The organism is Streptomyces sp. NPDC032940 (assembly GCF_040636935.1).
GTDB lineage: Bacteria > Actinomycetota > Actinomycetes > Streptomycetales > Streptomycetaceae > Streptomyces.
On sequence record NZ_JBEZVJ010000008.1, the window covers coordinates 146,304 to 167,294 of the forward strand.

At 71.9% G+C, this 20,991-nt stretch carries 21 protein-coding genes and 7 tRNA genes; 9 read left to right on the forward strand and 19 right to left on the reverse strand.

Annotated features, from left to right (window positions below; genetic code table 11):
- Positions 1-80: 80 nt before the first annotated feature.
- From AB0E77_RS13775 to AB0E77_RS13815, 9 genes are all read right to left on the reverse strand, one after another.
- A tRNA-Val gene (locus AB0E77_RS13775) sits at positions 81-152 on the reverse strand.
- Positions 153-191: 39 nt separating this feature from the next.
- Positions 192-641: an SRPBCC family protein gene (locus AB0E77_RS13780; protein ID WP_361569529.1), complete on the reverse strand. Its 450-nt coding sequence runs from the start codon at positions 639-641 to the stop codon at positions 192-194.
- A 39-nt stretch (positions 642-680) separates the two neighbouring features.
- A complete protein-coding gene (locus AB0E77_RS13785) occupies positions 681-3,419 on the reverse strand; it encodes a Tat pathway signal sequence domain protein (protein WP_361569530.1) in 2,739 nt (912 codons plus the stop codon).
- A gap of 100 nt (positions 3,420-3,519) precedes the next feature.
- Entirely contained in the window at positions 3,520-4,119 is a 600-nt protein-coding gene (locus AB0E77_RS13790) for a hypothetical protein (RefSeq protein WP_361569532.1), read from the reverse strand.
- A gap of 12 nt (positions 4,120-4,131) precedes the next feature.
- The gene (locus tag AB0E77_RS13795) at positions 4,132-5,022 is read right to left on the reverse strand and encodes a carbohydrate ABC transporter permease (RefSeq protein WP_361569533.1); all 891 of its coding nucleotides are present in this window, start codon (positions 5,020-5,022) and stop codon (positions 4,132-4,134) included.
- Positions 5,019-6,020: a sugar ABC transporter permease gene (locus AB0E77_RS13800; protein WP_361569535.1), complete on the reverse strand. Its 1,002-nt coding sequence runs from the start codon at positions 6,018-6,020 to the stop codon at positions 5,019-5,021. Before AB0E77_RS13800 ends, AB0E77_RS13795 begins: the two co-directional genes overlap by 4 nt.
- Entirely contained in the window at positions 6,020-7,309 is a 1,290-nt protein-coding gene (locus AB0E77_RS13805; protein WP_361569537.1) for an extracellular solute-binding protein, read from the reverse strand. The genes AB0E77_RS13800 and AB0E77_RS13805 overlap by 1 nt, the downstream gene beginning before the upstream one ends.
- A 406-nt stretch (positions 7,310-7,715) precedes the next feature.
- Positions 7,716-7,787, reverse strand: a tRNA-Val gene (locus tag AB0E77_RS13810).
- Between the two features lie 78 nt (positions 7,788-7,865).
- The gene (locus AB0E77_RS13815) at positions 7,866-8,318 is read right to left on the reverse strand and encodes a TIGR02611 family protein (RefSeq protein WP_361569539.1); all 453 of its coding nucleotides are present in this window, start codon (positions 8,316-8,318) and stop codon (positions 7,866-7,868) included.
- Positions 8,319-8,509: 191 nt separating this feature from the next.
- Here AB0E77_RS13815 and AB0E77_RS13820 point away from each other — a divergent pair, with 191 nt between their 5' ends.
- Together AB0E77_RS13820 and AB0E77_RS13825 are read left to right on the forward strand one after the other, a co-directional pair.
- Positions 8,510-8,923 carry an SsgA family sporulation/cell division regulator gene (locus AB0E77_RS13820; protein ID WP_004002642.1) on the forward strand — a complete coding sequence of 138 codons (414 nt, stop codon included), beginning with the start codon at positions 8,510-8,512 and terminating at the stop codon, positions 8,921-8,923.
- Positions 8,924-9,226: 303 nt separating this feature from the next.
- On the forward strand, positions 9,227-9,787 hold the full coding sequence (locus AB0E77_RS13825; RefSeq protein ID WP_361569541.1) for a CGNR zinc finger domain-containing protein: 561 nt from the start codon (positions 9,227-9,229) through the stop codon (positions 9,785-9,787).
- 51 nt (positions 9,788-9,838) lie between these two features.
- On the opposite strand, the gene AB0E77_RS13830 is transcribed toward AB0E77_RS13825, so the two are convergent.
- The gene (locus AB0E77_RS13830; protein WP_361569543.1) at positions 9,839-10,018 is read right to left on the reverse strand and encodes a hypothetical protein; all 180 of its coding nucleotides are present in this window, start codon (positions 10,016-10,018) and stop codon (positions 9,839-9,841) included.
- A 176-nt stretch (positions 10,019-10,194) separates the two neighbouring features.
- Positions 10,195-10,635 (reverse strand): hypothetical protein, encoded by a 441-nt coding sequence (locus tag AB0E77_RS13835; RefSeq protein ID WP_361569545.1) that lies wholly within the window; start codon positions 10,633-10,635, stop codon positions 10,195-10,197.
- A gap of 206 nt (positions 10,636-10,841) precedes the next feature.
- On the opposite strand from AB0E77_RS13835, the gene AB0E77_RS13840 reads away from it, so the two are divergent.
- Positions 10,842-11,366: a DsbA family protein gene (locus AB0E77_RS13840; RefSeq protein ID WP_361569546.1), complete on the forward strand. Its 525-nt coding sequence runs from the start codon at positions 10,842-10,844 to the stop codon at positions 11,364-11,366.
- Between the two features lie 19 nt (positions 11,367-11,385).
- Here the strand turns inward: AB0E77_RS13840 and AB0E77_RS13845 are convergent, their stop codons facing one another.
- The 3 genes from AB0E77_RS13845 to AB0E77_RS13855 are packed head-to-tail and all read right to left on the reverse strand — an operon-like array spanning position 11,386 to position 14,132.
- Positions 11,386-12,210, reverse strand: a complete 825-nt coding sequence (locus AB0E77_RS13845) for a GNAT family N-acetyltransferase (RefSeq protein ID WP_361569548.1) — start codon at positions 12,208-12,210, stop codon at positions 11,386-11,388.
- 51 nt (positions 12,211-12,261) lie between these two features.
- Positions 12,262-13,083 carry an aminodeoxychorismate lyase gene (locus AB0E77_RS13850; RefSeq protein WP_361569550.1) on the reverse strand — a complete coding sequence of 274 codons (822 nt, stop codon included), beginning with the start codon at positions 13,081-13,083 and terminating at the stop codon, positions 12,262-12,264.
- The gene (locus tag AB0E77_RS13855; RefSeq protein WP_361569551.1) at positions 13,080-14,132 is read right to left on the reverse strand and encodes a chorismate-binding protein; all 1,053 of its coding nucleotides are present in this window, start codon (positions 14,130-14,132) and stop codon (positions 13,080-13,082) included. The genes AB0E77_RS13850 and AB0E77_RS13855 overlap by 4 nt, the downstream gene beginning before the upstream one ends.
- Before the next feature lie 178 nt (positions 14,133-14,310).
- On the opposite strand from AB0E77_RS13855, the gene AB0E77_RS13860 reads away from it, so the two are divergent.
- From AB0E77_RS13860 to AB0E77_RS13880, 5 genes are all read left to right on the forward strand, one after another.
- Positions 14,311-14,383 (forward strand) — tRNA-Gly (locus AB0E77_RS13860).
- A 38-nt stretch (positions 14,384-14,421) separates the two neighbouring features.
- A tRNA-Cys gene (locus AB0E77_RS13865) sits at positions 14,422-14,495 on the forward strand.
- A 1-nt stretch (position 14,496) separates the two neighbouring features.
- Positions 14,497-14,568, forward strand: a tRNA-Val gene (locus tag AB0E77_RS13870).
- Positions 14,569-14,587: 19 nt separating this feature from the next.
- Positions 14,588-14,659, forward strand: a tRNA-Val gene (locus AB0E77_RS13875).
- Between the two features lie 14 nt (positions 14,660-14,673).
- Positions 14,674-14,745: transfer RNA gene (locus AB0E77_RS13880), tRNA-Val, on the forward strand.
- A gap of 92 nt (positions 14,746-14,837) precedes the next feature.
- Here the strand turns inward: AB0E77_RS13880 and AB0E77_RS13885 are convergent.
- The 3 genes from AB0E77_RS13885 to AB0E77_RS13895 form a co-directional block, all read right to left on the reverse strand.
- Entirely contained in the window at positions 14,838-15,119 is a 282-nt protein-coding gene (locus tag AB0E77_RS13885; protein WP_361569553.1) for a zf-TFIIB domain-containing protein, read from the reverse strand.
- Positions 15,120-15,267: 148 nt separating this feature from the next.
- Entirely contained in the window at positions 15,268-16,194 is a 927-nt protein-coding gene (locus AB0E77_RS13890) for a phosphotransferase (RefSeq protein WP_361569555.1), read from the reverse strand.
- Positions 16,195-16,692: 498 nt separating this feature from the next.
- Positions 16,693-16,875 (reverse strand): hypothetical protein, encoded by a 183-nt coding sequence (locus AB0E77_RS13895; RefSeq protein WP_361569556.1) that lies wholly within the window; start codon positions 16,873-16,875, stop codon positions 16,693-16,695.
- Between the two features lie 515 nt (positions 16,876-17,390).
- On the opposite strand from AB0E77_RS13895, the gene AB0E77_RS13900 reads away from it, so the two are divergent.
- Positions 17,391-18,854 (forward strand): serine/threonine-protein kinase, encoded by a 1,464-nt coding sequence (locus AB0E77_RS13900; protein ID WP_361569646.1) that lies wholly within the window; start codon positions 17,391-17,393, stop codon positions 18,852-18,854.
- 39 nt (positions 18,855-18,893) lie between these two features.
- On the opposite strand, the gene AB0E77_RS13905 is transcribed toward AB0E77_RS13900, so the two are convergent.
- Positions 18,894-19,739 (reverse strand): RNA methyltransferase, encoded by an 846-nt coding sequence (locus AB0E77_RS13905; RefSeq protein WP_361569558.1) that lies wholly within the window; start codon positions 19,737-19,739, stop codon positions 18,894-18,896.
- Position 19,740: 1 nt separating this feature from the next.
- Positions 19,741-20,982 carry a uroporphyrinogen-III C-methyltransferase gene (cobA, locus tag AB0E77_RS13910; RefSeq protein WP_361569560.1) on the reverse strand — a complete coding sequence of 414 codons (1,242 nt, stop codon included), beginning with the start codon at positions 20,980-20,982 and terminating at the stop codon, positions 19,741-19,743.
- Between the last annotated feature and the right edge of the window lie 9 nt (positions 20,983-20,991).

The window sequence follows — 20,991 nt, forward strand, 5'->3', positions numbered from 1 at the left end:
AACGCGCGGCGAAGCCGCGCCGAAACGAAGAGAGCGACGTGGTCCGCGTAGTTTGCGGACACACGTCGCTCTCGCGAGCGTGGGCGATACTGGGTTCGAACCAGTGACCTCTTCGGTGTGAACGAAGCGCTCTCCCACTGAGCTAATCGCCCGGGAACGCACTGAACAATACAGGTCCGGGGAGGCTCTGTTCAAACCGCCTTCAGGCGGGCTGCCAGTCCGCGCCGTCCGGCCCGCATCATCAGCCGGTGGTTGGCCCGGAACAGGGGCCGTCCCGGCACGGCGAGGCGGCGCAGCAGCGGCTTGTGGACGTCGACCTCCTGGTCGTAGCGGACACTGGTGCCGCCGGTGCCGTCGGGTGCGACCGTCCAGCGGGCCCAGCCCTCCATGTCGCCGGAGAAGGAGACCTCCAGCACGCCCGCCGCGGGGTCGCGGCGCAGTTCGCGCACGGTCTGGGTGAGGTCGTACGGGAGGAGGGAGCGGATCCGGACGATGCCCGCGGTGGAGTCGAGGCGGGTGACCTCGCGCACCTGGGGCCACCAGCGGGGGTAGTCCTCGAGGCGTTCCAGCTCGCGGTAGACGACGGCGGCGGGCGCGGGCAGGGCCCACCGGCTGCGGAAGACGTAATGGTTCCAGTCCACCCGGGGAGTGTGCCCGCGCCGGCGTCCGTCATATGCCCGTCACGGCATCCTGTCCCCCAGGAGTGCGAGGTTCTCGATGGCGGCGAGGCCGTAGAGCGCGGTGTCGTTGGTGGAGACCCAGCTCGCCTCGCTGCCCGGCACCAGGGCGACGGGGCCGGTCAGCTTCTGCGTCGTCCAGGGTGCCGACTCCCGGTAGCCGTCGGAGTTGTAGAACTTGTCCCAGGCGCGCTCGGCCAGCTTGCCGTCCCCGGTCCGGACGGCCGCGTAGGCGTCGAGGCGGGAATGCCCCTGGAAGAGGATGAGGCTGCCGAAGTTGCTGCCGTAGCGGGCGGCCTGTTCGGCCTTGGAGGCGTTGAAGTAGCGGCAGTAGTCGTAGTACGCCTCCTCGAACTTCGGCATGTCGACGAGGTCGATCAGCTCGGCGCAGAGTTCGTTCAGGCCGAAGACCGCCGAGAGGTGGGAGACGGAGACGACGGGCTCGTCGGCGATGGCGAACTTCCCGGTGTCCAGGTCGTACAGGCCGCTGCCCTGGACGAATCCGTTGGGCTGGGCGGCGATGGTCTCCATGGTGGACAGGACGCGGTCCCTGGCCTTCTCCCACTGGGGGCCCTTGCGTTCCCACTCGGTCAGCCAGGCGGAGACGAGGCCGCTCCAGTCGGTGCCGAAGCCGATCGACAGGGCGTGCGGGTCGGGGGTGTAGTCGGGGTCGGGGCGTACCTTGCGCTGCGGGTCGAGCACGAGGAAGGTCTCGTCGGAGTCGACGTTGGCCCGCATGAGGTCGCCGACGCGTTCGTCGGCGGTGAGGAAGTAGTAGTAGCGGCGGTAGGTGGTGTTGGCGATGCGCTGCTGCTTGGCGCTGTCGGCGTAGTGCTGGACGCCGTGCCGGGTGCCGAGGCCCGCCCACTTGCCGAGGTGGTAGACGTCGACCTCGCCGGTGTGCCGGGTCATGGCCTCGGCGAAGCGGAAGATGTCGGCGCGGCCTGAGCGCAGGTAGGCGTACCAGAGCCACAGGTCCGGGGAGAGCTCGGAGTTGTCCCAGGCGTAGCCGCCCACGTCGTAGCGCCAGACGTGCCGGGCGGTGTCGTAGGTGTGCATGATGTCGCCGTAGTCCCAGAAGCCGTACCAGCGGCGCTGCTCCACCTGGTCCTTGTAGTAGGTGAAGAGGAAGTCGAGGTGGTCCTCGATCTTCGCCTTGGCGGGCGTGGAGCGGTCGGGCTCGGCGTACAGGCCCTTGCCGAAGACGCCGGCCCTGATGAGCTGCTTGGGCGGTGCGGCGAGCTGCGGGAGCACGCGGACGGCCTCGACCTGTGCGGCGAGCGTCTCGGCGCTCGGGGTGGTGGCGTTGGCCCAGAACAGCAGCTCGGAGGTGCGGGCGATGCCGTAGGGGGTGCCGAACCCCGGTTCGTGGTCCTCGTAGGTGATGTTGAGGCCCTCGAGCTGCTCGGCGTAGGTGTCCTGGCCCATGCCGTCGTGGTAGAAGCGCAGGTCCATGGGCTGGGCCTCGGGCGACCAGAGCCAGAGGGTGACCTCGGCCTCGTCGGTCTGCGCGTCGCGGATGTCGAGCTGGGCGGGGTGCTTCTCCCAGAAGTCGCGCAGACCGAAGGAGAGTCCGCCGCTCGCCCCGCCGACGTAGCCGAAGCCGGAGGCGCGGCGGCCGCCGCCGGCGCCGATCCAGCCGTGGCCCTTCTTGGTGCGCTTGCGCAGGGTGAAGCCGTCGGCGGAGAGCTGGGAGAGCGTGTAGTCGCCCCACTCGGGGATGTACTGGAGGCGGGTGGTGACGCGCTGGTCCCAGGTGGCCGGGTCGGGCAGCTTCTCGCCGGCGAACTGGGCGGCCTGTACGGCGGCTCCGGGGTCGCGGCGCAGTCCGGTGATGCCCTTGACGGCCTCGCGCAGCAGTCCGGTGCCTTCGCCGCCGAGGCGGATGTGGCGGTCGTAGGACTCGTCGCGCATGGGGACGGTGAAGCGGACGCCGAGGCCGCGGATGAAGTCGCCGCTCGCCTTGCCGGGCTCCTGGGTGCCGTCGAAGGTGATGGTGTGCACCATGCGGAAGGAGTCGGCGCCCGCGTAGAAGTAGAGGCGGAGGGAGAAGGGCAGCCAGCCGCGGTGTCCCTTGTGGTGTCTGCCGTCGATGCGGACGACGGCGCGGACGGGGCCGTCCTGCTCGACGGTGACCTTGTCGACCGCGCCGTCGAAGCGTTCGCACTTCACGGTGCCCTGGTCGCCGTCCTCGATCTCGGGCTGGCGGAGCAGGACGAGGCGGCCGTTCTTCGCGATCTCGGTGTTGCCTCGGGTGATGGACTTGATCAGCGTGGTACCGGAGGTGGCGATCCGCGCGGTGATGACGCCGGTCGATATGTCGACGGTGCCGCCGCGCCGGCCGACGGTGACCTTCTCGGCGGGTGCGGCGGGGGTGCCGGCGGTCAGGGTGAGCGCTCCGTCGCCCGAGCCGACGGCGTGCGCGGTCCACTTGAGGGAGCCGTCCGGCCAGTAGGCGAGCGGCCAGGACTGCACGGGTACGGCCTTGCCGTCCGCGTCGGTCACGGCGAACGACTGGTCGGCCTGGTGGGTGCCCCTGGGCCAGGGGACGCCGACGGTGGAGCCGGGGGCGGCCCCGAGGCCGCCGTCCTCCAGCCAGGTCAGGGTGACGGGGCTGTCGTCGGCCGCGGCGGCGGGGGGCGCGGCCTGCGCGTTCCTGGCGCCGAGGGCCCAGCTGAACTGGGCGGCGGCGCCGGCGACGGCGGCCGCCTTGAGGAGGGACCTGCGGGGGATGGGGGACATGGCCTTTCCTTTCCGTTCCGTGCAGCAGGGGTGTCAAGGGCATGACAGACAAAGGCACGGCGCCGGGGCGCCGGCCTCGGTACGGGGAGACACCGCCGGGTCAGCGGTGTCGGTGACGCTCCTCCACGGCGACGGCCGACGCCGCGACGGCGCCCAGCACGGCGACCGCGAGCGGCACGCTGAACCAGGCTGAGCTGACCACCAGGACCAGTCCTCCGACTATCAGGAAGGAGCCGGCGGGATCGCGTACGGTACGGCGGCCGGACTCGGCGAGCAGGGCCCGCCAGGAGGCGCCGGGCCTCCAGGTGGCCGTCGCGCGCAGCCCGGCCACGGCCGCGCCGATCAGGGCGAGCACGCCGACGGCACCCACGAACGGGCCGCCCGGGAGACCGTTCCGTACGGCCTGCACGTCCACCCACACCGCGGCCAGGGCTGCCCAGCCGGCGACGCCGACGAGCCAGCCCCGGCGCAGGGCGGCGCGGAAGTCGGCCGCGAACTCGCGCAGCCCGCCCTGTTCGTGGGCGAGCCGGCGCCCGAGGTGCCGCGCGCCGGCCGCGAAGGCGGCGGGGTAGGTGACCAGCGGCAGCGCGGCCACCGTGATCCACACCCCGGTCAGCAGGCACTCGGCGAACAGCGCGAACCGTTCGGCGAGCCGTGACTCCCCGCGTTCCGTGCGGGCCCCCGCGCGCAGCTCGGTCATGTTCGGATCACCTCAGCCCTTCAGACCGGACGTCGCCATGCCGTCGATCAGGTAGCGCTGGAAGGCCAGGAAGAAGGCGAGGACGGGGAGGAGGGCGACGAGCGACATGGCGATCATGCCGCCGTAGTTGGCCAGGCCCTCCTGGTCCACGAACATCTTCAGGCCGAGGGAGACGGTGTACTTGCCGGGCTCGTTGAGGTAGATCAGCGGGCCCATGAAATCGTTCCAGGAGTTGATGAAGGTGAAGATCGCGCTGGTGATCAGCGCCGGGCGGCACAGCGGGAGCACGATCGACCAGTAGATGCGGAAGTGCCCGCAGCCGTCGAGCCGGGCCGCCTCGTCCAGCTCCCTGGGCAGATTGCGCATGAACTGCACCATCAGGAAGACGAAGAACGCCTCGGTGGCGAGGTACTTGCCCAGCAGCAGCGGGGTGTACGTGTTGATCAGCCCCAGGTTGCGGAACACGACGTACTGCGGGATCAGGAGCACGTGGTACGGCAGCAGCAGCGTGCCGATCATCAGTGTGAAGAGCAGATTTCGTCCGGCGAACCTGATCTTCGCGAAGGCGTACGCGGTGAGCGAGCAGGACAGCAGGATGCCGATCACCGAGCCGACCGCGAGGAAGAGTGAGTTGAAGAAGAAGGTGGAGATCGAGATGTCCGCGATGCCGTCGGCGAGGCTCGTGTAGTTGGCGACGACCGGGTCGCCCGGGAAGAGGTCCAGGCTGCCGACGATGTCCTCGCTCTTCTTGAACGAGCCGCCGATCACCCAGATGACCGGGTAGAGGATCACCGCGAGGATCGCCAGCGACCCGATGTGCCAGGCGAGCGAGCCCGGCAGCTTCCGCCGCAGCGCTCCCGCGGTGGACCGGGCCGGCGTGACGTCGGTGGCCTGCGCGCTCATCGGCCGCCCTCCTCGTAGTGCACCCAGCGCTTCTGGGACCAGAACAGCACCGCCGTCACCAGGGCGACCGCGAGGAGCAGCATCCACGCCATGGCGGAGGCCAGGCCCATGCGGCTGTTCTCGAAGCCCTGGACGTACAGGTAGCAGGTGTAGACCATCGAACCGTCGGCCGGACCGCAGGCGTTGCCTCCGGCGCCGCCGCCGACGATGTACGCCGAGCTGAAGATCTGGAACGAGTGGATCGTCTCCAGCAGGACGTTGAAGAAGAGGACCGGGGAGATCATCGGCAGGGTGATGTTCCAGAACTGCCGCAGCCTGCCCGCCCCGTCCACGTCGGCCGCCTCGTACAGCTCACGCGGCACCTGCTTGAGGCCGGCCAGGAAGATCACCATGGGGGCACCGAACTGCCAGACCGTGAGCGCCACCAGGCTGTAGATGATCAGGTCCGGATCGCCGGTCCAGCCCCCGGCGTCGATCCCGAAGAACTGCTGCGTGCGGTCGACGACCGCGTCGTCCGAGAAGATCGCCTTCCACACGATGGCGACGGACACGCTCGCGCCGATCAGTGACGGGGCGTAGAAGGCGGCCCGGTAGAAGGCCTGGCCGCGCCGCTTCTGTGCCAGCAGCAGCGCGACGCCGAGGGCGGCGATCAGCTTGATCGGCGTGCCGACGACGACGTACCAGAGCGTCACCTGCACCGAGTGGCGCCAGCGGGGGTCGCCGAACATCTCGGAGAAGTTGTCCAGGCCGATCCACCGGGGCGCGTCGAACAGGTCGTAGTCGGTGAACGCGAAGTAGAGGGAGGCCACCATCGGTCCCGCCGTCAGCAGCAGGAACCCGGCGATCCAGGGGGACATGAAGAGGTAGCCGGCCAGGTTGTCCCGGCGCCGCCGCTGTTTCAGGGCGGCGGGGCGCGGGACCTTCACCGGACCGTGCCGCGGCTCGGAGTCCCGGGTCAGGTCCTCCCTCGCGGGGGCGTGTGTCACGGCGCTTCCCATCAGCCGGCGAGAGCCGTCTTCGACTCGTTGAAGAACTGCTCGACCGCGTCGTCCACGGACCGCTTGCCCAGCGCCATCTCCTCGGCGATGCGCAGGAACGCGGCCTCGCAGATGTCTGCACCGGCGGGGTGCGGGGTGATGGGTTCCAGGACGCCCGCCTTCACGAGGGACTCCTCGTAGGCCGCGATCGCCCTGTTGACCGGGTCGGTCGGCCGGTACGCGTCGTACTGGGCCTGCGTCGCGGGGACACCGCGGTCGTAGCCCATGATCTTGGCGACCTCGGGGTCGTGGACCATGAAGTCGATGAACTGGGCGACTTCCTTGGGGTGCTGGGTGCGCTTGGAGGCGCTGAGCATCAGCGAACCGAGGTACTGGCCGGTCTTCTTGCCGTCCGTGGTCGGGATGGGCGCCAGGCCGTACTCGCTCTTGCCCTCCGAGGTGTAGCGGACGGTGAAGTTGTCCCAGGTGAATTCGCTGCCGGCCAGTTCGGCGGAGAGCGCCGACTTGGGCTTGACCTGGACGACCTTCTTGGCGTCGGCGAACAGACCGGACTTCACGCCCTTCTCCGCCTTGGTCCACCACTGGGTCAGGTCGGCCTCCGTGAAGCCGAGTCCGTCCTCGGTGAAGAAGGCCTTGCCGTTCTGCCTCAGGTACAGGTCGTAGAGGTACATGACGCCGTACATGCCACTGTCCCCGGCCCGGCCCGTCCGGTCGCGGATCTTCGTCATCGCCGCGTCGAAGTCGTCCCAGGTCCAGCCCTGCTCGGGCGTGACGCCGGCCCGGGTGTAGACGGGCTTGTCGATGACGAGGGCCATGGAGTTGGAGCCGACGGGGACGCCGAGCAGCTTGCCGTCGATCTCGCCGAACTTCTCCAGGCCCGCGCGGAATCCGTCCATGGAGAGGTTGCCCGCCTCGACCTGCTCGCTCAGATCGAGCAGCACATTCTTCGCGTCGTATTTGCGGAGAAATCCGATGGCATTCTGGAAGACGTCCGGCGGATTTCCGCCGGAGGCCTGGGTGTTGAACTTCTTCCAGAAGTCCCCGTACGGCTGGAAGTCGGTCTTGACCTTGACCTTCGGGTACTTCTTCTCGAAGAGCGCGATGGTCTTGTTGATGCGCTCGGCCCGGTCCTCGGCCCCCCACCAGGAGTAACGGATCGTCACCGTTCCGTCCCCCGCGCCGCTGCCTCCGCCGCACGCGGTGGCCGTCGCGCCCAGTCCCGCGACGGCCAGCGAGGCCCCCGCCGCTTTGAGGATCGTCCGCCTCTCGACATTCCCGTTGTGCTGCATATGAGCCTCCCCGCGCCGGTGCGTCGCTCGTGGTGCGTCCGCGTCGTGAATCGTTTCAAGTAAGCGCTTGCTGGCACAAGTTACGGAGGGCCCGGGGGCACGTCAATGATTCGGACAGGAATTGATGGGCCCGGGGACGGGGGCCGCCCACGGCCGCTGCGGCGCTCAAGGCCGGCGCGGCGGAGAAACCGCAGGTCGGCGCCACGCGACCGGCCGGCCGAACGCCGGCGGCCCCGGCACGATACGCGGCGCGGAAGGTCACGGTTGAATGAAGGCGGGCCGAAGCGGAACGGTCGGGCCCCTCGGGACGGCCGGGCGGGCGGGCGCCCGTGCGCGCCCGGCCGGGCGCGCACACGACGAAGCGGCCCGGCTCACGATCGGTGAGCCGGGCCGCCTGATGATCCGGTGGGCGATACTGGGTTCGAACCAGTGACCTCTTCGGTGTGAACGAAGCGCTCTCCCACTGAGCTAATCGCCCGGACGCAGGAAGAACATTACCCCATGTCAGGGGTGCCCGTGACCAGCGGGGGCCGGACGGCCGCACCCCCGCCGGGGATCACTGGTCCTTGATCTTCCAGGGCATCTGCAGGCCGAACTTCCACAGGTAGATCCCGGCCAGCACACCGATGATCACCACGCCGATCGAGGTCAGGATGATGTTCCGGCGCCGCACCTTGGGGTCGAGCGCGCGCTGTGCCGCCTCGGTCACCTTGCGCTTGGTCCAGCGCAGCACCAGCTGGGCCCAGACGAACTCGGTCGCCCAGATCGCCATGCCGCCGAAGATCACGACCCAGCCGGGTCCGGGCAGCGGCAGCATGATGATGCCGGCCACCACCACGGCGAGGCCGACGATGAAGACGCCGACCTGCCAGCTGACGTGCAGGGCGCGGCGCGCCTTGATGAATTCCGGCGCCCGGGACCCGAGCGCGCGCTGCTCCGGCGCACCGTCCGTCCCCGAACCGTCCTGCGCCACGGCGGCCTCGCCAGGCTTGTCACTCCCCGTGTTCATACGGCCAAACACTACCGGAGCGAAACCTGTCACCGGAATGGGCGCACGGCGCGAACGATCTATCGGCCGGAAGAGTTACCTAAACACACGCAAAACACTCAGAGGGGTTTACAACGGCACCGTAGGTGGCATGTCGATTTCGCCGACGTGCGAATCCCCGAGCGCACACTGAGCGAAAGGCCCTGGCGCTTATGAACACCACGGTCAGCTGCGAGCTGCACCTGCGCCTCGTTGTGTCGAGCGAGTCCTCCCTGCCTGTCCCCGCAGGCCTGCGGTACGACACGGCCGACCCCTACGCCGTGCACGCCACCTTCCACACCGGAGCCGAGGAGACCGTCGAGTGGGTGTTCGCCCGCGACCTCCTCGCCGAAGGTCTCCACCGCCCCACCGGCACGGGCGACGTCCGTGTCTGGCCGTCGCGCAGTCACGGCCAGGGCGTCGTGTGCATCGCTCTCAGCTCCCCGGAGGGCGAGGCACTGCTCGAGGCCCCGGCGCGGGCCCTGGAGTCCTTCCTGAAGCGCACAGACGCCGCCGTGCCCCCCGGCACGGAGCACCGGCACTTCGATCTCGACCAGGAGCTCTCGCACATCCTGGCGGAAAGCTAGGGCGAGGCCCCGTGAAGCAGCCCGGCGCCGTCGACTCGGGGTGACGGCACGGGCCCGGACAACCGCATACGGCGCACACCGGCGTCGCCTCCGCGTACCCCGCGGGGCGGCGCCGGTGCGCGTGTGCGCGTGTGCGCGGAGGCCGTTCCCGCGCGGGGCCGGGAACCGTGGGCGGTCCGCCGACGTTCTCCCTACGACCGTGGGCCGGAGAGTGGGCGGAGCCGGTCCGGTCGCGGCGGAAGCCACTACCATCGGCCAGCATCGGCGGGCGCCGCGCCCGACCCCCAGGCCAGGGAGCAGAACGTGCTGATCACCCACGACACCCGGTGCGCGCTCGACACCGTGGTGGATCTGGTGAACACCGTGCCGGAGGACGACTCGGCCCCGGACGGGCTGCCGGATGTCGCGGCCCTGGCGGATTTCGTGGGAACACACGAGATCAGCGACGTGGGCGTGCTCTCGGAGCTGGACCTCGCCGCGGTGCGCAAGATCCGCGGACGGTTCGCGGCCGTCTTCGCCGCCCCGGAGCCCCGTGCCGCCGCCGGGCTGATCAACGAACTGGTCGCCGCCGCCGGCACCACCCCGCGGCTCACCGACCACGACGGCTACGACTGGCACATCCACTACTTCGCCCCCGGCGCCTCGGTCGCCGATCACCTGGCGGCCGACTGCGGGATGGCCCTGGCGTTCTTCGTGGTCGCCGGGGAACAGGAGCGGCTGCGCCGGTGCGAGGCGCCCGACTGCCGGCGCGCCTTCGTCGACCTCTCCCGCAACCGATCGCGGCGGTACTGCGACAGCCGTACCTGCGGGAACCGGCTGCACGTGGCCGCCTACCGGGCGCGGCGCAAGGAGGCCACGGGCTGATCACGGGCCGACACGGCCCCGGCGGGTGGCGCCGGGGACCGCGGGTACGGCTCACAGCAACAGCAGGTCGTGCAACGCAGCCATGAGGATCAGACACCCGATCACCGCAAGGAAGATCATCAGCGGTGGCTGGGAAAGGGCGAAGAGGCAGCCGCGCGGTTCGTCCTGCGGTGGCGCGGTTTCGCTCTGTCTCGTGTCCAGCTGTGTGTGCAGCTGAGTCGGGTCCGGCATCTCGCGGCGATGATGACGCAGCGCACCCGCCCGAGGCGATCAACACGCCCGGAAGGACCAGGGGTTCGTTGAATCAGCAATGTCCGGTCCGGATTGTGATCATTCCGGAGCGCCTGCTGACGGCCCCGGACCGCTGTGTCGTTTCAGAACCTCGTTCTCTCCGGACGCCGTGCTCCTCAGATGCCGTGCTTCTTCAGGATGGCCTCGATGTCGCTGAAGTCGTCGTCGCCGCGGGGCGCGCTCGCGGGCCGCGGCGACGCGGGGGCGGCGGAGCCGCCCAGGGAGGGCTGGGAGGCCGACGGGGCGACCGCCTCGCGCTGTGCGGCGGCCCTGGCGGCCTTGCGTTCCTTGCGGGTGCCACCACGACGGCGCTCCACGGCTCGGGTGGTCAGGAACAGCACCCAGGCGACGCCCAGCACGGCGAAGCCGGCCCAGGCCGTCGGGCTGAAGGCCGTGTCGGCCAGCCACTCCACGACGCCCGTCATCACCAGGCCGACCGGAATCAGTGAGTACGCGGCGATACGGGCGGCCGTGAGGAATCGCCTGCGGTACGCGGTGACCGCCGCGATGCCCAGGCCCGCCGCGGACACCGCGGAGCAGACGGTCTCGGCAATCATCCGGTCCTCCAGGACGGCGCTCGGTCGGGCATGTGTACTTCGTCCCTTCCATCCTGCACCGCCGGGGCCCGGCGGGGCCACGCTCCGGCCCGAGATCAGGGAGATCTCGGGGTCGTCTCCTTCCCAGGTGCCGGTGACGGCGTGCGCCGGGCGGTACCCCCGGGTCCGGTTGGGGCGGCCTCGCGGCGGCTGGGAGACTGGGGGGCATGAGCGACTCCTCCCCCGTGCCCGCCGCCGTTCCCGTTCTCGACGTCTGGTGCGAGCTGCAGTGCCCGGACTGCCACACCGCCCTGGACGACGTCCGCGCCCTGCGCGCCCGCTACGGCCACCGTCTCGAGGTGCGGCTGCGGCACTTCCCGCTGGAGAAGCACAAGTACGCCTTCGCCGCCGCGCAGGCCGCCGAGGAGGCCCTGGAACAGGGCAAGGGCTGGCCGTACGTGGAGGCCGTGCTGGGCCGGGTGGCGGAGCTGGACCGCAAGGGGGAACCCCTGCTGGTCGAGGTGGCCCGGGAACTGGGTCTGGACGCCGAGGAGTTCGACACGGCGCTCGTGGACGGCCGGCACATCCTGATCGTCGACGCCGACCAGGCGGAGGGAAAGGCGATCGGCGTGACCGGCACCCCCACGTACGTGATCGGCGGCGAGCGGCTGGACGGCGGCAAGAGCCAGGAGGGGCTGCGCGAGCGCATCGAGGAGATCGTGGACCGGCTCCTGGCCGGCCAGGAGGCCTGAGCCGCCGCCGTCACCGCCGCTACAGCAAGGGTTTGGAGTAGCTGTAGCGGACGGTCTCGTAGCCCAGCGACGTGTAGAGCCGCTCGGCCGGGGTGTTGCCCGCGAAGACGTTCAGGCCGACGAGGCGCCGGCCGGCGTCGAGGGCCTGGATCTCCGCCAGCAGCATCAGCGCCCGGCCGTGCCCCCGCCCCCGGTGGGCCGCATCCGTCTCCACGTCGAAGACGTAGGCCTGGTCCTCGCGCAGCGCCAGCCACAGGACGCCGACCCGGTCGCCGTCGTGGTGGACCACGCTGAACAGCATGTTCTCGGTGTCCAGCCCTTGTGGCAGCAGGGTGCGGTGGTCGTTGCGGGCCTTGGCGCGGGCCTCGGGCTCCGGGACGCCCTGCTCCATCCACGTGCGGGCGTACTGCTCCGCCTGGTAGGTCTGCCAGGCGGAGAACTCGGCGGGCGTCATGGGGCGCGCGCTGCTGCCCGGGGGCAGGGCGGGCGGGGTGCCGCCCAGCGACTTCACCATGCCGCGAGTGCGCAGGACGTAGCCGAGCGCCCCTGCGAGGTGCGGGCCGGCGGCGGCGTCGGCCCCGACGCTCACCTGGATCTGCCGGCAGCCCCAGCCTCTCGCGACCTCCTCCGCGGCGAGGGCGGCGACCGTGCCCCGGCCGCGCCGGCGGTCGGGTTCGTCGATGCGCAGATCGTGGATCACGGCCACCGAGTCGCCGAAGGCCGGGGAGGTGCCGAGGTGTATCGCGCCGACGGGACGGCTGTTCACGCACACCTGGTAGCGGCGTGAACGGGTCCCGTCGGCCGCGCGCTGAAGCGGCTCGGTCGGCCGCAGGGTCGTGGTCATCAGGGGTGTTCTACCCCTGGTACGGCCTCGGCAGCAGCCGAATATCGCCGGTCACGGGTCGAGGTCGTCCCCGGACCGCTCCTCGAAGATCCGCATGGCCTTGGCGGTCACCGGGCCCGGGGCGCCCGGCAGTTCGCGGTCGTCGATCCGGTGCACGGCCTGCACGTCCCGCAGGGTGGAGGTCAGGAAGACCTCGTCGGCGCGGTCCAGGACGTCCAGCGGGAGATCGGTCTCGCGGGCGCCGGTCCACTCGACGGCCAGGGCGCGTGTGATGCCGGCGAGGCAGCCGGAGGCGACCGGCGGGGTGTGGATCTCGCCGTCGAGGACGACGAAGACGTTCGACCCGGTGCCCTCGCACAGCTGCCCGACCGTGTTGCCGAACAGGGCCTCGGTGGCGCCCCGTTCGCGGGCGCGGGCGAGGGCGACGACGTTCTCGGCGTAGGAGGTGGTCTTCAGACCGGCGAGCGCGCCGCGCTCGTTGCGGGTCCAGGGCACCGTGATCACGGCGGTGGAGTCGGGGCGGCGGCCCGTCTCGCCGAGGGCGACGACGAGGGTCGTGCCGTGCTCGCCCCGGTCGGAGCCGAGGGGGCCGTGGCCGCCGGTGTAGGTGATGCGCAGCCGGCCGAGCGGCATGGGGTTGGCTTCGAGGACGGCGGCGCAGGCGTGACGCACCTGGTCGGGGTCGGGGTCGGGCAGCCCCAGGCCGCGGGCCGAACGGGCCAGCCGGTCGAGGTGCCGGGTCAGCGCGAACGGCCTGCCGTCCACCGTCTTGACCGTCTCGAAGATGCCGTCGCCCACGGTCAGCCCGTGGTCGAACACGGAGACACGGGCGGACTCGATGTCCTGCAGTCCGCCGTCGAGCCAGATCTTCACGTCTGTTGCGCCTCTCCACTTCCGTCGGCCTCGTACGCACCCGACGCTACCGCGAGCAGCCGGGACGCCTTCAGTTCGGTCTCCCGCCACTCCCCCTCCGGGTCGGACCCCCAGGTGATGCCGGCGCCGGTGCCGAAGCGCAGGCGCCCCGCGGCGCGGTCGATCCAGAAGGTGCGGATGCCGACGGCCAGCTCGCCGGTGCCGCGGTCGGCGTCGACCCAGCCGACGCCGCCGCAGTAGGGGCCCCGGGGCGCGGTCTCCAGTTCCTCGATGATCCGCAGGGCGCTCGACTTGGGCGCGCCGGTGACGGAACCGGGCGGGAAGGCGGCGTCGAGCAGCTCCGGCCAGCCGGCGCCGGCGTCCAGTTCGCCGCGCACGGTGGACACGAGGTGGACCAGTCCCGGGTGCTTCTCCACGGCGCACAGGTCGGGCACCGTCACGCTGCCGGTGGCGCAGACCCGTCCGATGTCGTTGCGGACCAGGTCCACGATCATCACGTTCTCGGCGTAGTCCTTGTCCAGCAGGTCGGCCTCGGTGCGTCCGGTGCCCTTGATCGGCCCCGACTCGACGGTCCGGCCGTCCCGGCGCAGGAACAGCTCGGGAGATGCGGTGGCGATTTCGACCCCGTGGCCGGGCAGCCGGACCGTGCCCGCGTACGGCGCGGGGTTGCCGCGGGCCAGCAGCGCGGTGAGGGCGTCCACGTCGGCGTCGGGGGCGACGGGCGCCGAGAGCACCCGGCAGAGGTTGGCCTGGTAGACCTCGCCGGTCGCTATGTACGCGCGGATGCGGCGCACGGCGGCCGTGTACGCGTCGCGGTCGAGGGACGACGTCCAGTCACCGACGGCCGGGCCCCGCCACCGTCCCGGCACCGGCGCGGGGACGGCACAGGTCCGGACGTCGGCGAAGCGCGCGCAGGTCAGACGGCCCTCGAAGTCGGCGCACACGGCCCAGAAGCCACGGGAGTCGAGGGCGGCGGGATCACTCGTGACGTCGATCAGACCGGTGGCGAGACGGTCGCCGAACCGGGCGAGGGGTGGGAGGTCGAGCACGTTCCCGAGTCTAGGCGGCGTGTCCTCGAGGTGACCCGAACGTGTCCTTCCACGGGCCCTGACCAGGTCCGCGCGGCGGGGCACCGCAGCACGCTGCACAAACGCGTTTTTGTGCTGGCCCGGGAATCCGCTAGAGTTCAACACGTCGCCGGGACGCGCAAGCGGACCGAACCGACAGGCGGACGTAGCTCAGTTGGTAGAGCGCAACCTTGCCAAGGTTGAGGTCGCGAGTTCGAGCCTCGTCGTCCGCTCGCAGGAACAGGAGGCCTCCCGGGTCTCCTACACTCCTGGTGGAGTGGCCGAGAGGCGAGGCAACGGCCTGCAAAGCCGTCTACACGGGTTCAAATCCCGTCTCCACCTCCAAGGACGATTAGCTCAGCGGGAGAGCGCTTCCCTGACACGGAAGAGGTCACTGGTTCAATCCCAGTATCGTCCACTGGACCCTCGGGTCCCCCGCGCGATTAGCTCAGCGGGAGAGCGCTTCCCTGACACGGAAGAGGTCACTGGTTCAATCCCAGTATCGCGCACGTAGTATCTCCCAGGACGATTAGCTCAGCGGGAGAGCGCTTCCCTGACACGGAAGAGGTCACTGGTTCAATCCCAGTATCGTCCACACCACCGAAGCCCCCGGCCGTCTCGTACGGCCGGGGGCTTCGTCGTGCGTGTCCGCCCTCCTCGGGAGGGCGGCTCCGCGGCGGACGGGGCTCAGCTGGAGAAGAGCATGCGGCCGAAGCTCTTGTGACGGTGGTGACCGTAGTGACCGTGGGGCTGCGGGGCGCCCCAGGCGGGAGCCTGAGCGGCCGGGTAGGCCTGCGGGGCGGCGGGCGGGGCCGGCGGCGCGGGCTGGGACCACTGCGCCTCGAGGCGGGTCAGGGACTCCAGCTCCCCGTAGTCGAGGAAGATGCCGCGGCAGCCGCTGCACTGCTCGATCTGAACGCCGTTGCGGTTGTAGGTGTGCATCGGTGCGTGACACTTGGGGCACTGCATGGTCGGCTCAACTCCTCGCCGGTCGGTCCTGCTTCGCGTATCGCCAGGACAGACTCTGTCCGGCTGCGGTCGGTTGCACCCTACTTCGGGAAATCCCGGCTCAACTCGGCGGGGAGGAAGGCGGTGCGCGGGTGACGGGAGGGGCGGTTCAGCTCATTCGCGCGCAGGCGTCGATGAGGGAGTGTTCCACCTCGTCCAGGGGACGGCCGGCCTCCGAAGCCTTGGTGAGGGCGCGGACCGCGGTCTGGGCGGTGAGCGCGCGCGCCGGTGCGTCCAGGGCCGGCCAGGGGTCGCCGTCCTGCGGGACGGCCGGGCCGCCGGCCGCGCGGTAGGCGGTCAGGAAGCGGTCCCACTCGTCGGGCGGGAGCAGTCCGCAGGCGTACCAGGCCGCGGGTCGGGCCAGGTCCCAGGCGGGCACGCCCACACCCAGGTCGTCGACGTCGATGAGCAGCCAGGGGCCGTCGGGGGCGGGGTGGCGTACGAGCTGGCCGAGGTGGAGGTCACCGTGGCAGAGGGTGGTCGCGTCCGGCATGGCGGCCTCGCCCCGGGCCCAGGCGGGGAGCGTGGCCCAGGCGCGCAGTACGGGGGCGGTGGCCGGGTGGTGGGGGGCGGTGGTCCGCAGCAGGGCGATGGCGCGGGCCGCCTTCTCGGGGCCGCGCATGACGGGCGTCCCGGGGACGGGGGGAGGAGTGCGGTGGAGGCGGGCGAGGAGGGTGGCGGCGGCCTCCCAGGGTGCGGCGTCCGGATCGTCGGGGTCGACGGGGCTGCCGTAGGGCCAGCGGGTGACGAGTCGTCCGTGGAGGTGGGTGGGGCTGGAGGTGGGGGCGAGTGGGGGGAGCAGGACGCCGGGGATGCGGGCGGCGAGGGTGAGGCGGAGTGCCAGGCCGTCGGCGTCGGCGTCGGGGGCGTGGGCCTTGGCGACGGTGCCTGCGTGGCGGACGACGGTGGCGTCGGGGCGGTGGGCGAGGGTGGCTGCGCCGCAGGGGCAGGGGGCGGGTGGGGTGGAGGTGGCTGCGGCGTGGGCGGTGTCTCTGGCATGGGCCGTGAGGGCGGGGAGGAGGGCGTCCGGGGTCACGGGGGTGAGGGTACGGGGGGTGAGGGTACGGGGTGGGCGGTGCCTCGGTGGGGTGGGTTCGGTGGCCCCACGCCGAAGGGGTGCCCGGCGGTGCGGCTGGGTGGGGGTGGGGTGCGCGGCCCGGCGTGGCGGGGTGCCTACCCACACTCGGCTTCGCTCGCGCAGGGGGACTCCCATGAGCGGGGGACCCCCATGCGCGGGAGGTGCCCCCAACCGCCCACCCTCCCCCACTCTCGGCTTCGCTCGAGCGGGGGGACCCCCATCGCCCCTGGGGGCACCTCCCGGGCCGTTCAGGCACTGGGGGAGGCACGACTGCCCGTAGCCGCGCGGGGGCGGCTCGGCACTGCGGGGGGGGCTGTGGCTCGGTCGGGAAAAGCAATGCCGGCGCAGCTCCCCAGCTGCGCCGGCATTTTGCCGTCCGCCGCACCCCCGTCCCCACGGGGTTTCATGGGTGGATGTCCCCGCCCGGACCGCTCTTCCGGGCCTGGGGGCCGCTTCTCAGCGCCCCAGCATCACACCCACGGACGACGCCTGTGTGGCCACCGTCTCCCACCCGTCGAAGACGAGGAGGAGCAGGACCGCCAGGGGCAGGGCCATGAGGGTCGCCACCACCGGGTGGCGACGCCCCTGACGGCGGCGTTCCCGCGTGCGGATCAGCGTCCGCGGTGCCGTCTGGGCCATGGTCCCTCTCCTGACCGATGTGGTTGTCTTCGGTAGCGGCGGGTGTCTGACCTCGGGGGACGAGTGCTGCACCCGCCGCTTGACCTCAAATCTAGGCGCCCGGGGTGCGGCGGACGTCATGCCCTCGTACCGATTGCCGGGCCTCCCGGAGGATGAGCCGTACCCCGCGGACTACTCCCCTGGGTGGAGACCGCACCGTATGTTTCGGGGTCTTCCCGGAGGGGGCGTCCGCCGTCCGGTGACTTCGGTCACGTGCGCGGCGCTCGGGACCCGGCCCTCGGTACCGGCCGGAGCGTCGGCCCCCATGATCGTTCCCGGTCGTCCCAATCCCCGGTCGGTGGACGGTGGTTGGGAGGGCCGGGCATGCGGGGTGCGTACGGCCTCCGAGGGCCTGACCCGCCTTCAACTCTCGCACCCCGTACCGACAATCCCTCGGGCCGAGAGGGCGCGGCCTCTGCGCGCGGGCGGCCGTGGAAACGTAAGCTGTGGCACGTCACAGGGACCGGGCAGCGGGGATGAACATGGCGATGATGCGCCTGAGGCGCGAGGACCCGCGCGTCGTCGGCTCGTTCAGGCTTCACAGGCGGCTCGGCGCGGGCGGTATGGGCGTGGTCTACCTGGGCTCCGACAAGAAGGGGCAGCGGGTCGCGCTGAAGGTCATCCGGCCGGATCTGGCCGAGGACCAGGAGTTCCGGTCGCGGTTCGCGCGTGAGGTGTCGGCGGCCCGGCGGATCCGGGGCGGCTGCACCGCGCGGCTGGTCGCGGCGGACCTGGACGCCGACCGGCCCTGGTTCGCGACGCAGTACGTCCCCGGGCCTTCCCTGCACGACAAGGTCGTCGACGAGGGCCCGCTCGGCGCCGCGGACGTCGCCGCCGTCGGGGCCGCCCTGTCCGAGGGCCTGGTCGCCGTGCACGAGGCGGGGGTCGTGCACCGGGACCTGAAGCCGTCCAACATCCTGCTGTCCCCGAAGGGCCCGCGGATCATCGACTTCGGCATCGCCTGGGCGACGGGCGCCTCGACGCTCACGCACGTCGGCACGGCGGTCGGCTCGCCCGGCTTCCTCGCACCGGAGCAGGTGCGCGGGGCGGCGGTCACTCCGGCCACGGACGTGTTCTCGCTGGGTGCCACGCTGGCGTACGCCTCGATGGGCGACTCGCCGTTCGGGCACGGCAGCTCCGAGGTGATGCTGTACCGCGTGGTGCACGAGGAGGCCCAGCTGCAGGGCGTTCCTGACGCGCTGGCGCCGCTGGTCCGGGCGTGTCTGGCTAAGGACCCCGAGGAACGGCCCAGCACCCTCCAGCTCTCCCTGCGGCTCAAGGAGATCGCCGCCCGGGAGGCCCAGGGCATCGCCGACGTGCGGCCGCCCGCGCCGCGTTCCGGGGAAGCGGACCGGCCCACGGGGCAGCTGGCCGACACCTATCCGGAGCGTGAGCGTGGCCAGCGGCGTCCGCAGGGGCAGCCGGGCGGTCAGGTCACCCCCCCGCCCCGGGGCGCCTCCGGCTCCCGGGGCGGCGGTACGCCGGCGCGCGGCCGGGGTCCCTCGTCACGCGGTGGTGCGCCCTCGCGCGGGGGCTCGTCCGCACGGAGCGAGGGCACGTCCCGAGGCGGTGCCTCGCGCGGCGGCCGGACGGGGTCCCGGTCCGGGACGCGTCCCGTACCCGCCTCCCGCGACACCGGGCGCAACGGTGTCCGCTCGGGCACCGGCAGCCGGTCCGGGTCTCGCGGTGGGTCCGGGCGTCCGGGGCCGAGGACGACGGGGACCCGGCTGCGTCCAGCCAATCCGCGGCTGCTGCGACAGCGGCTGACCGTGTTCGTGGTGGTGACGCTGCTGGTCGCCCTGGGTATCGCCGCGGCACAGGGGTGCCAGGGGCCCGCCCGGGGGCTCGGCGGGGACGAGCGTGGCGGCGTGGTGCGCGCCCAGCAGGTGCAGACAGACGTGCACGCCGACGGGCCGGGGTCCGGAGGACCCCGGCGCTGAGCCGCCCGGTGCCGGTCCGGCCGGTGCCTTCCTCGCGGGTCAGGCGGCTCCCGGCCGGGTGGCGTAGAAGGCGACCGCCGAGGCGGCGGCCACGTTGAGGGAGTCGACGCCGGCGTCCATCGGGATGCGCACGTGCTCGTCGGCCGCGGCGAGTGCGCCGGGAGTGAGGCCGGCGCCTTCCGTGCCGAAGAGCAGGGCGAGTTTCCCGTGCCGCTTCGCGGCGAGTTCGTCGAGGGTGACGGCCCGGTCGCTCAGGCAGAACGCTGCGACCGTGAACCCCTCGGCGCGCAGCGTGCCGATGTCGGCCGGCCACGACTCCAGACGGGTCCACGGCACCTGGAGGACGGCGCCCATCGACACCTTGACGGACCGCCGGTACAGCGGGTCCGCGCAGCGCGGGGTGAGGAGGACCGCGTCGACGCCGAGGGCGGCGGCGTTGCGGAAGGCGGCGCCGACGTTGGCGTGGTCGACGATGTCCTCGAAGACGGCGACGCGGCGGGCCCTGCCCTGCTCCGCCCCTGCGGAGGCGGGGGCGGCACGCAGCAGGTCGGACACCGTGGGCAGCGGTGCGCGCTGCATGGCGGCGAGGGCGCCGCGGTGCACGTGGTACCCGGTGACCTGTTCGGCGAGCGCGGGGTCCACCAGGTACACCGGGGCGGGGGTGGCGTCGATGACGTCGCGCATGACGTCGACCCACTTGGCCGACAGCAGCATCGACCGCATCGCGTAGCCCGCCTGGACGGCCCGCCGGATGACCTTCTCGCCCTCGGCGATGAACAGGCCCTCGGCGGGTTCGCGGCGGCGGCGCAGCTGGACGTCGGTCAGGTCGGTGTAGTCGTGCAGGCGGGGGTCGGCGGGGTCGTGGAGGGTGAGGAGCTCGGTCATGTCACGCGTTCCCCTGCGACCTTTGCGGCCCCTGGTGGACGACGTCGCCGACGACGATGACCGCCGGGGGCCTGACCTCCTGGGCGACGACGGTCTCGGCGACCGTGGCGAGAGTGGCGTCGACCCGGCGCTGGGCGGCGGTCGTCCCCTCCTGGACCAGGGCGACCGGGGTCTCGGGCGACCGGCCGTGCGCGACGAGGGTCTCGGCGATCTTGCCGATCTTGTCGACGCCCATGAGGATCACCAGCGTGCCGGTCAGCTTGGCGAGCGACGGCCAGTCGACCAGGGAGCGCTCGTCATCAGGGGCCACATGGCCGCTGACCACGGTGAACTCGTGGGCGACGCCCCGATGGGTGACGGGGATGCCGGCCGCGCCGGGGACGGAGACGGAGCTGGAGATGCCGGGGACGACGGTGCAGGCGATGCCCGCCTCGGCCAGCGCCTGGGCCTCCTCCATGCCGCGTCCGAAGACGAAGGGGTCGCCGCCCTTGAGCCGGACGACCGACTTGCCCTGCTTGGCGTGCTCGATCAGGGCGTTGTTGATGGCCTCCTGGGCCATGAAGCGGCCGTAGGGGATCTTCGCCGCGTCGATGACCTCGACGTGCGGCGGCAGTTCGGCGAGCAGGTCGCGGGGGCCGAGCCGGTCGGCGATGACGACATCGGCCTCGGCGAGCAGGCGCCGTCCGCGGACGGTGATCAGGTCCGGGTCGCCGGGGCCGCCGCCGACGAGGGCGACGCCGGGGGTGCGGGTGCGGTGGTGCGGGGCGACGAGGGTGCCGTCGCGCAGGCCCTCCACGACCGCGTCGCGGATGGCGGCGGTGTGGCGGGGGTCCCGGCCGCGTGCCTCGGTGGTGAGGACGGCGACCGTCACGCCCTCGCTGGTGCCGGTGGCCGGGGTCCAGGCGGTGGCCGCGTCGGCGTCGTCGGAGCGGACGCACCACACGCGGTGCCGTTCGGCCTCGGCGGAGGCGGCGGTGTTGGCGGCGGTGTCGCCCGTGGCGATCAGGGCGTACCAGGCCTCCGCGAGGTCCCCTTCGGCGTACGGGCGCTTCTCCCAGGTGATCTCGCCCGCGTCCGCCATCGCCTCGACCGAGGGGGTCGCCTCGGGGGAGACGAGCCGGATGTCCGCGCCCGCGGCGATGAGGGCCGGGAGGCGGCGCTGGGCGACCTGTCCGCCGCCGAGGACGACCACACGGCGGCCGGAGAGGCGGAGGCCTACGGGGTAGGCGGGGTGTTCGGCCATGAGGGGACG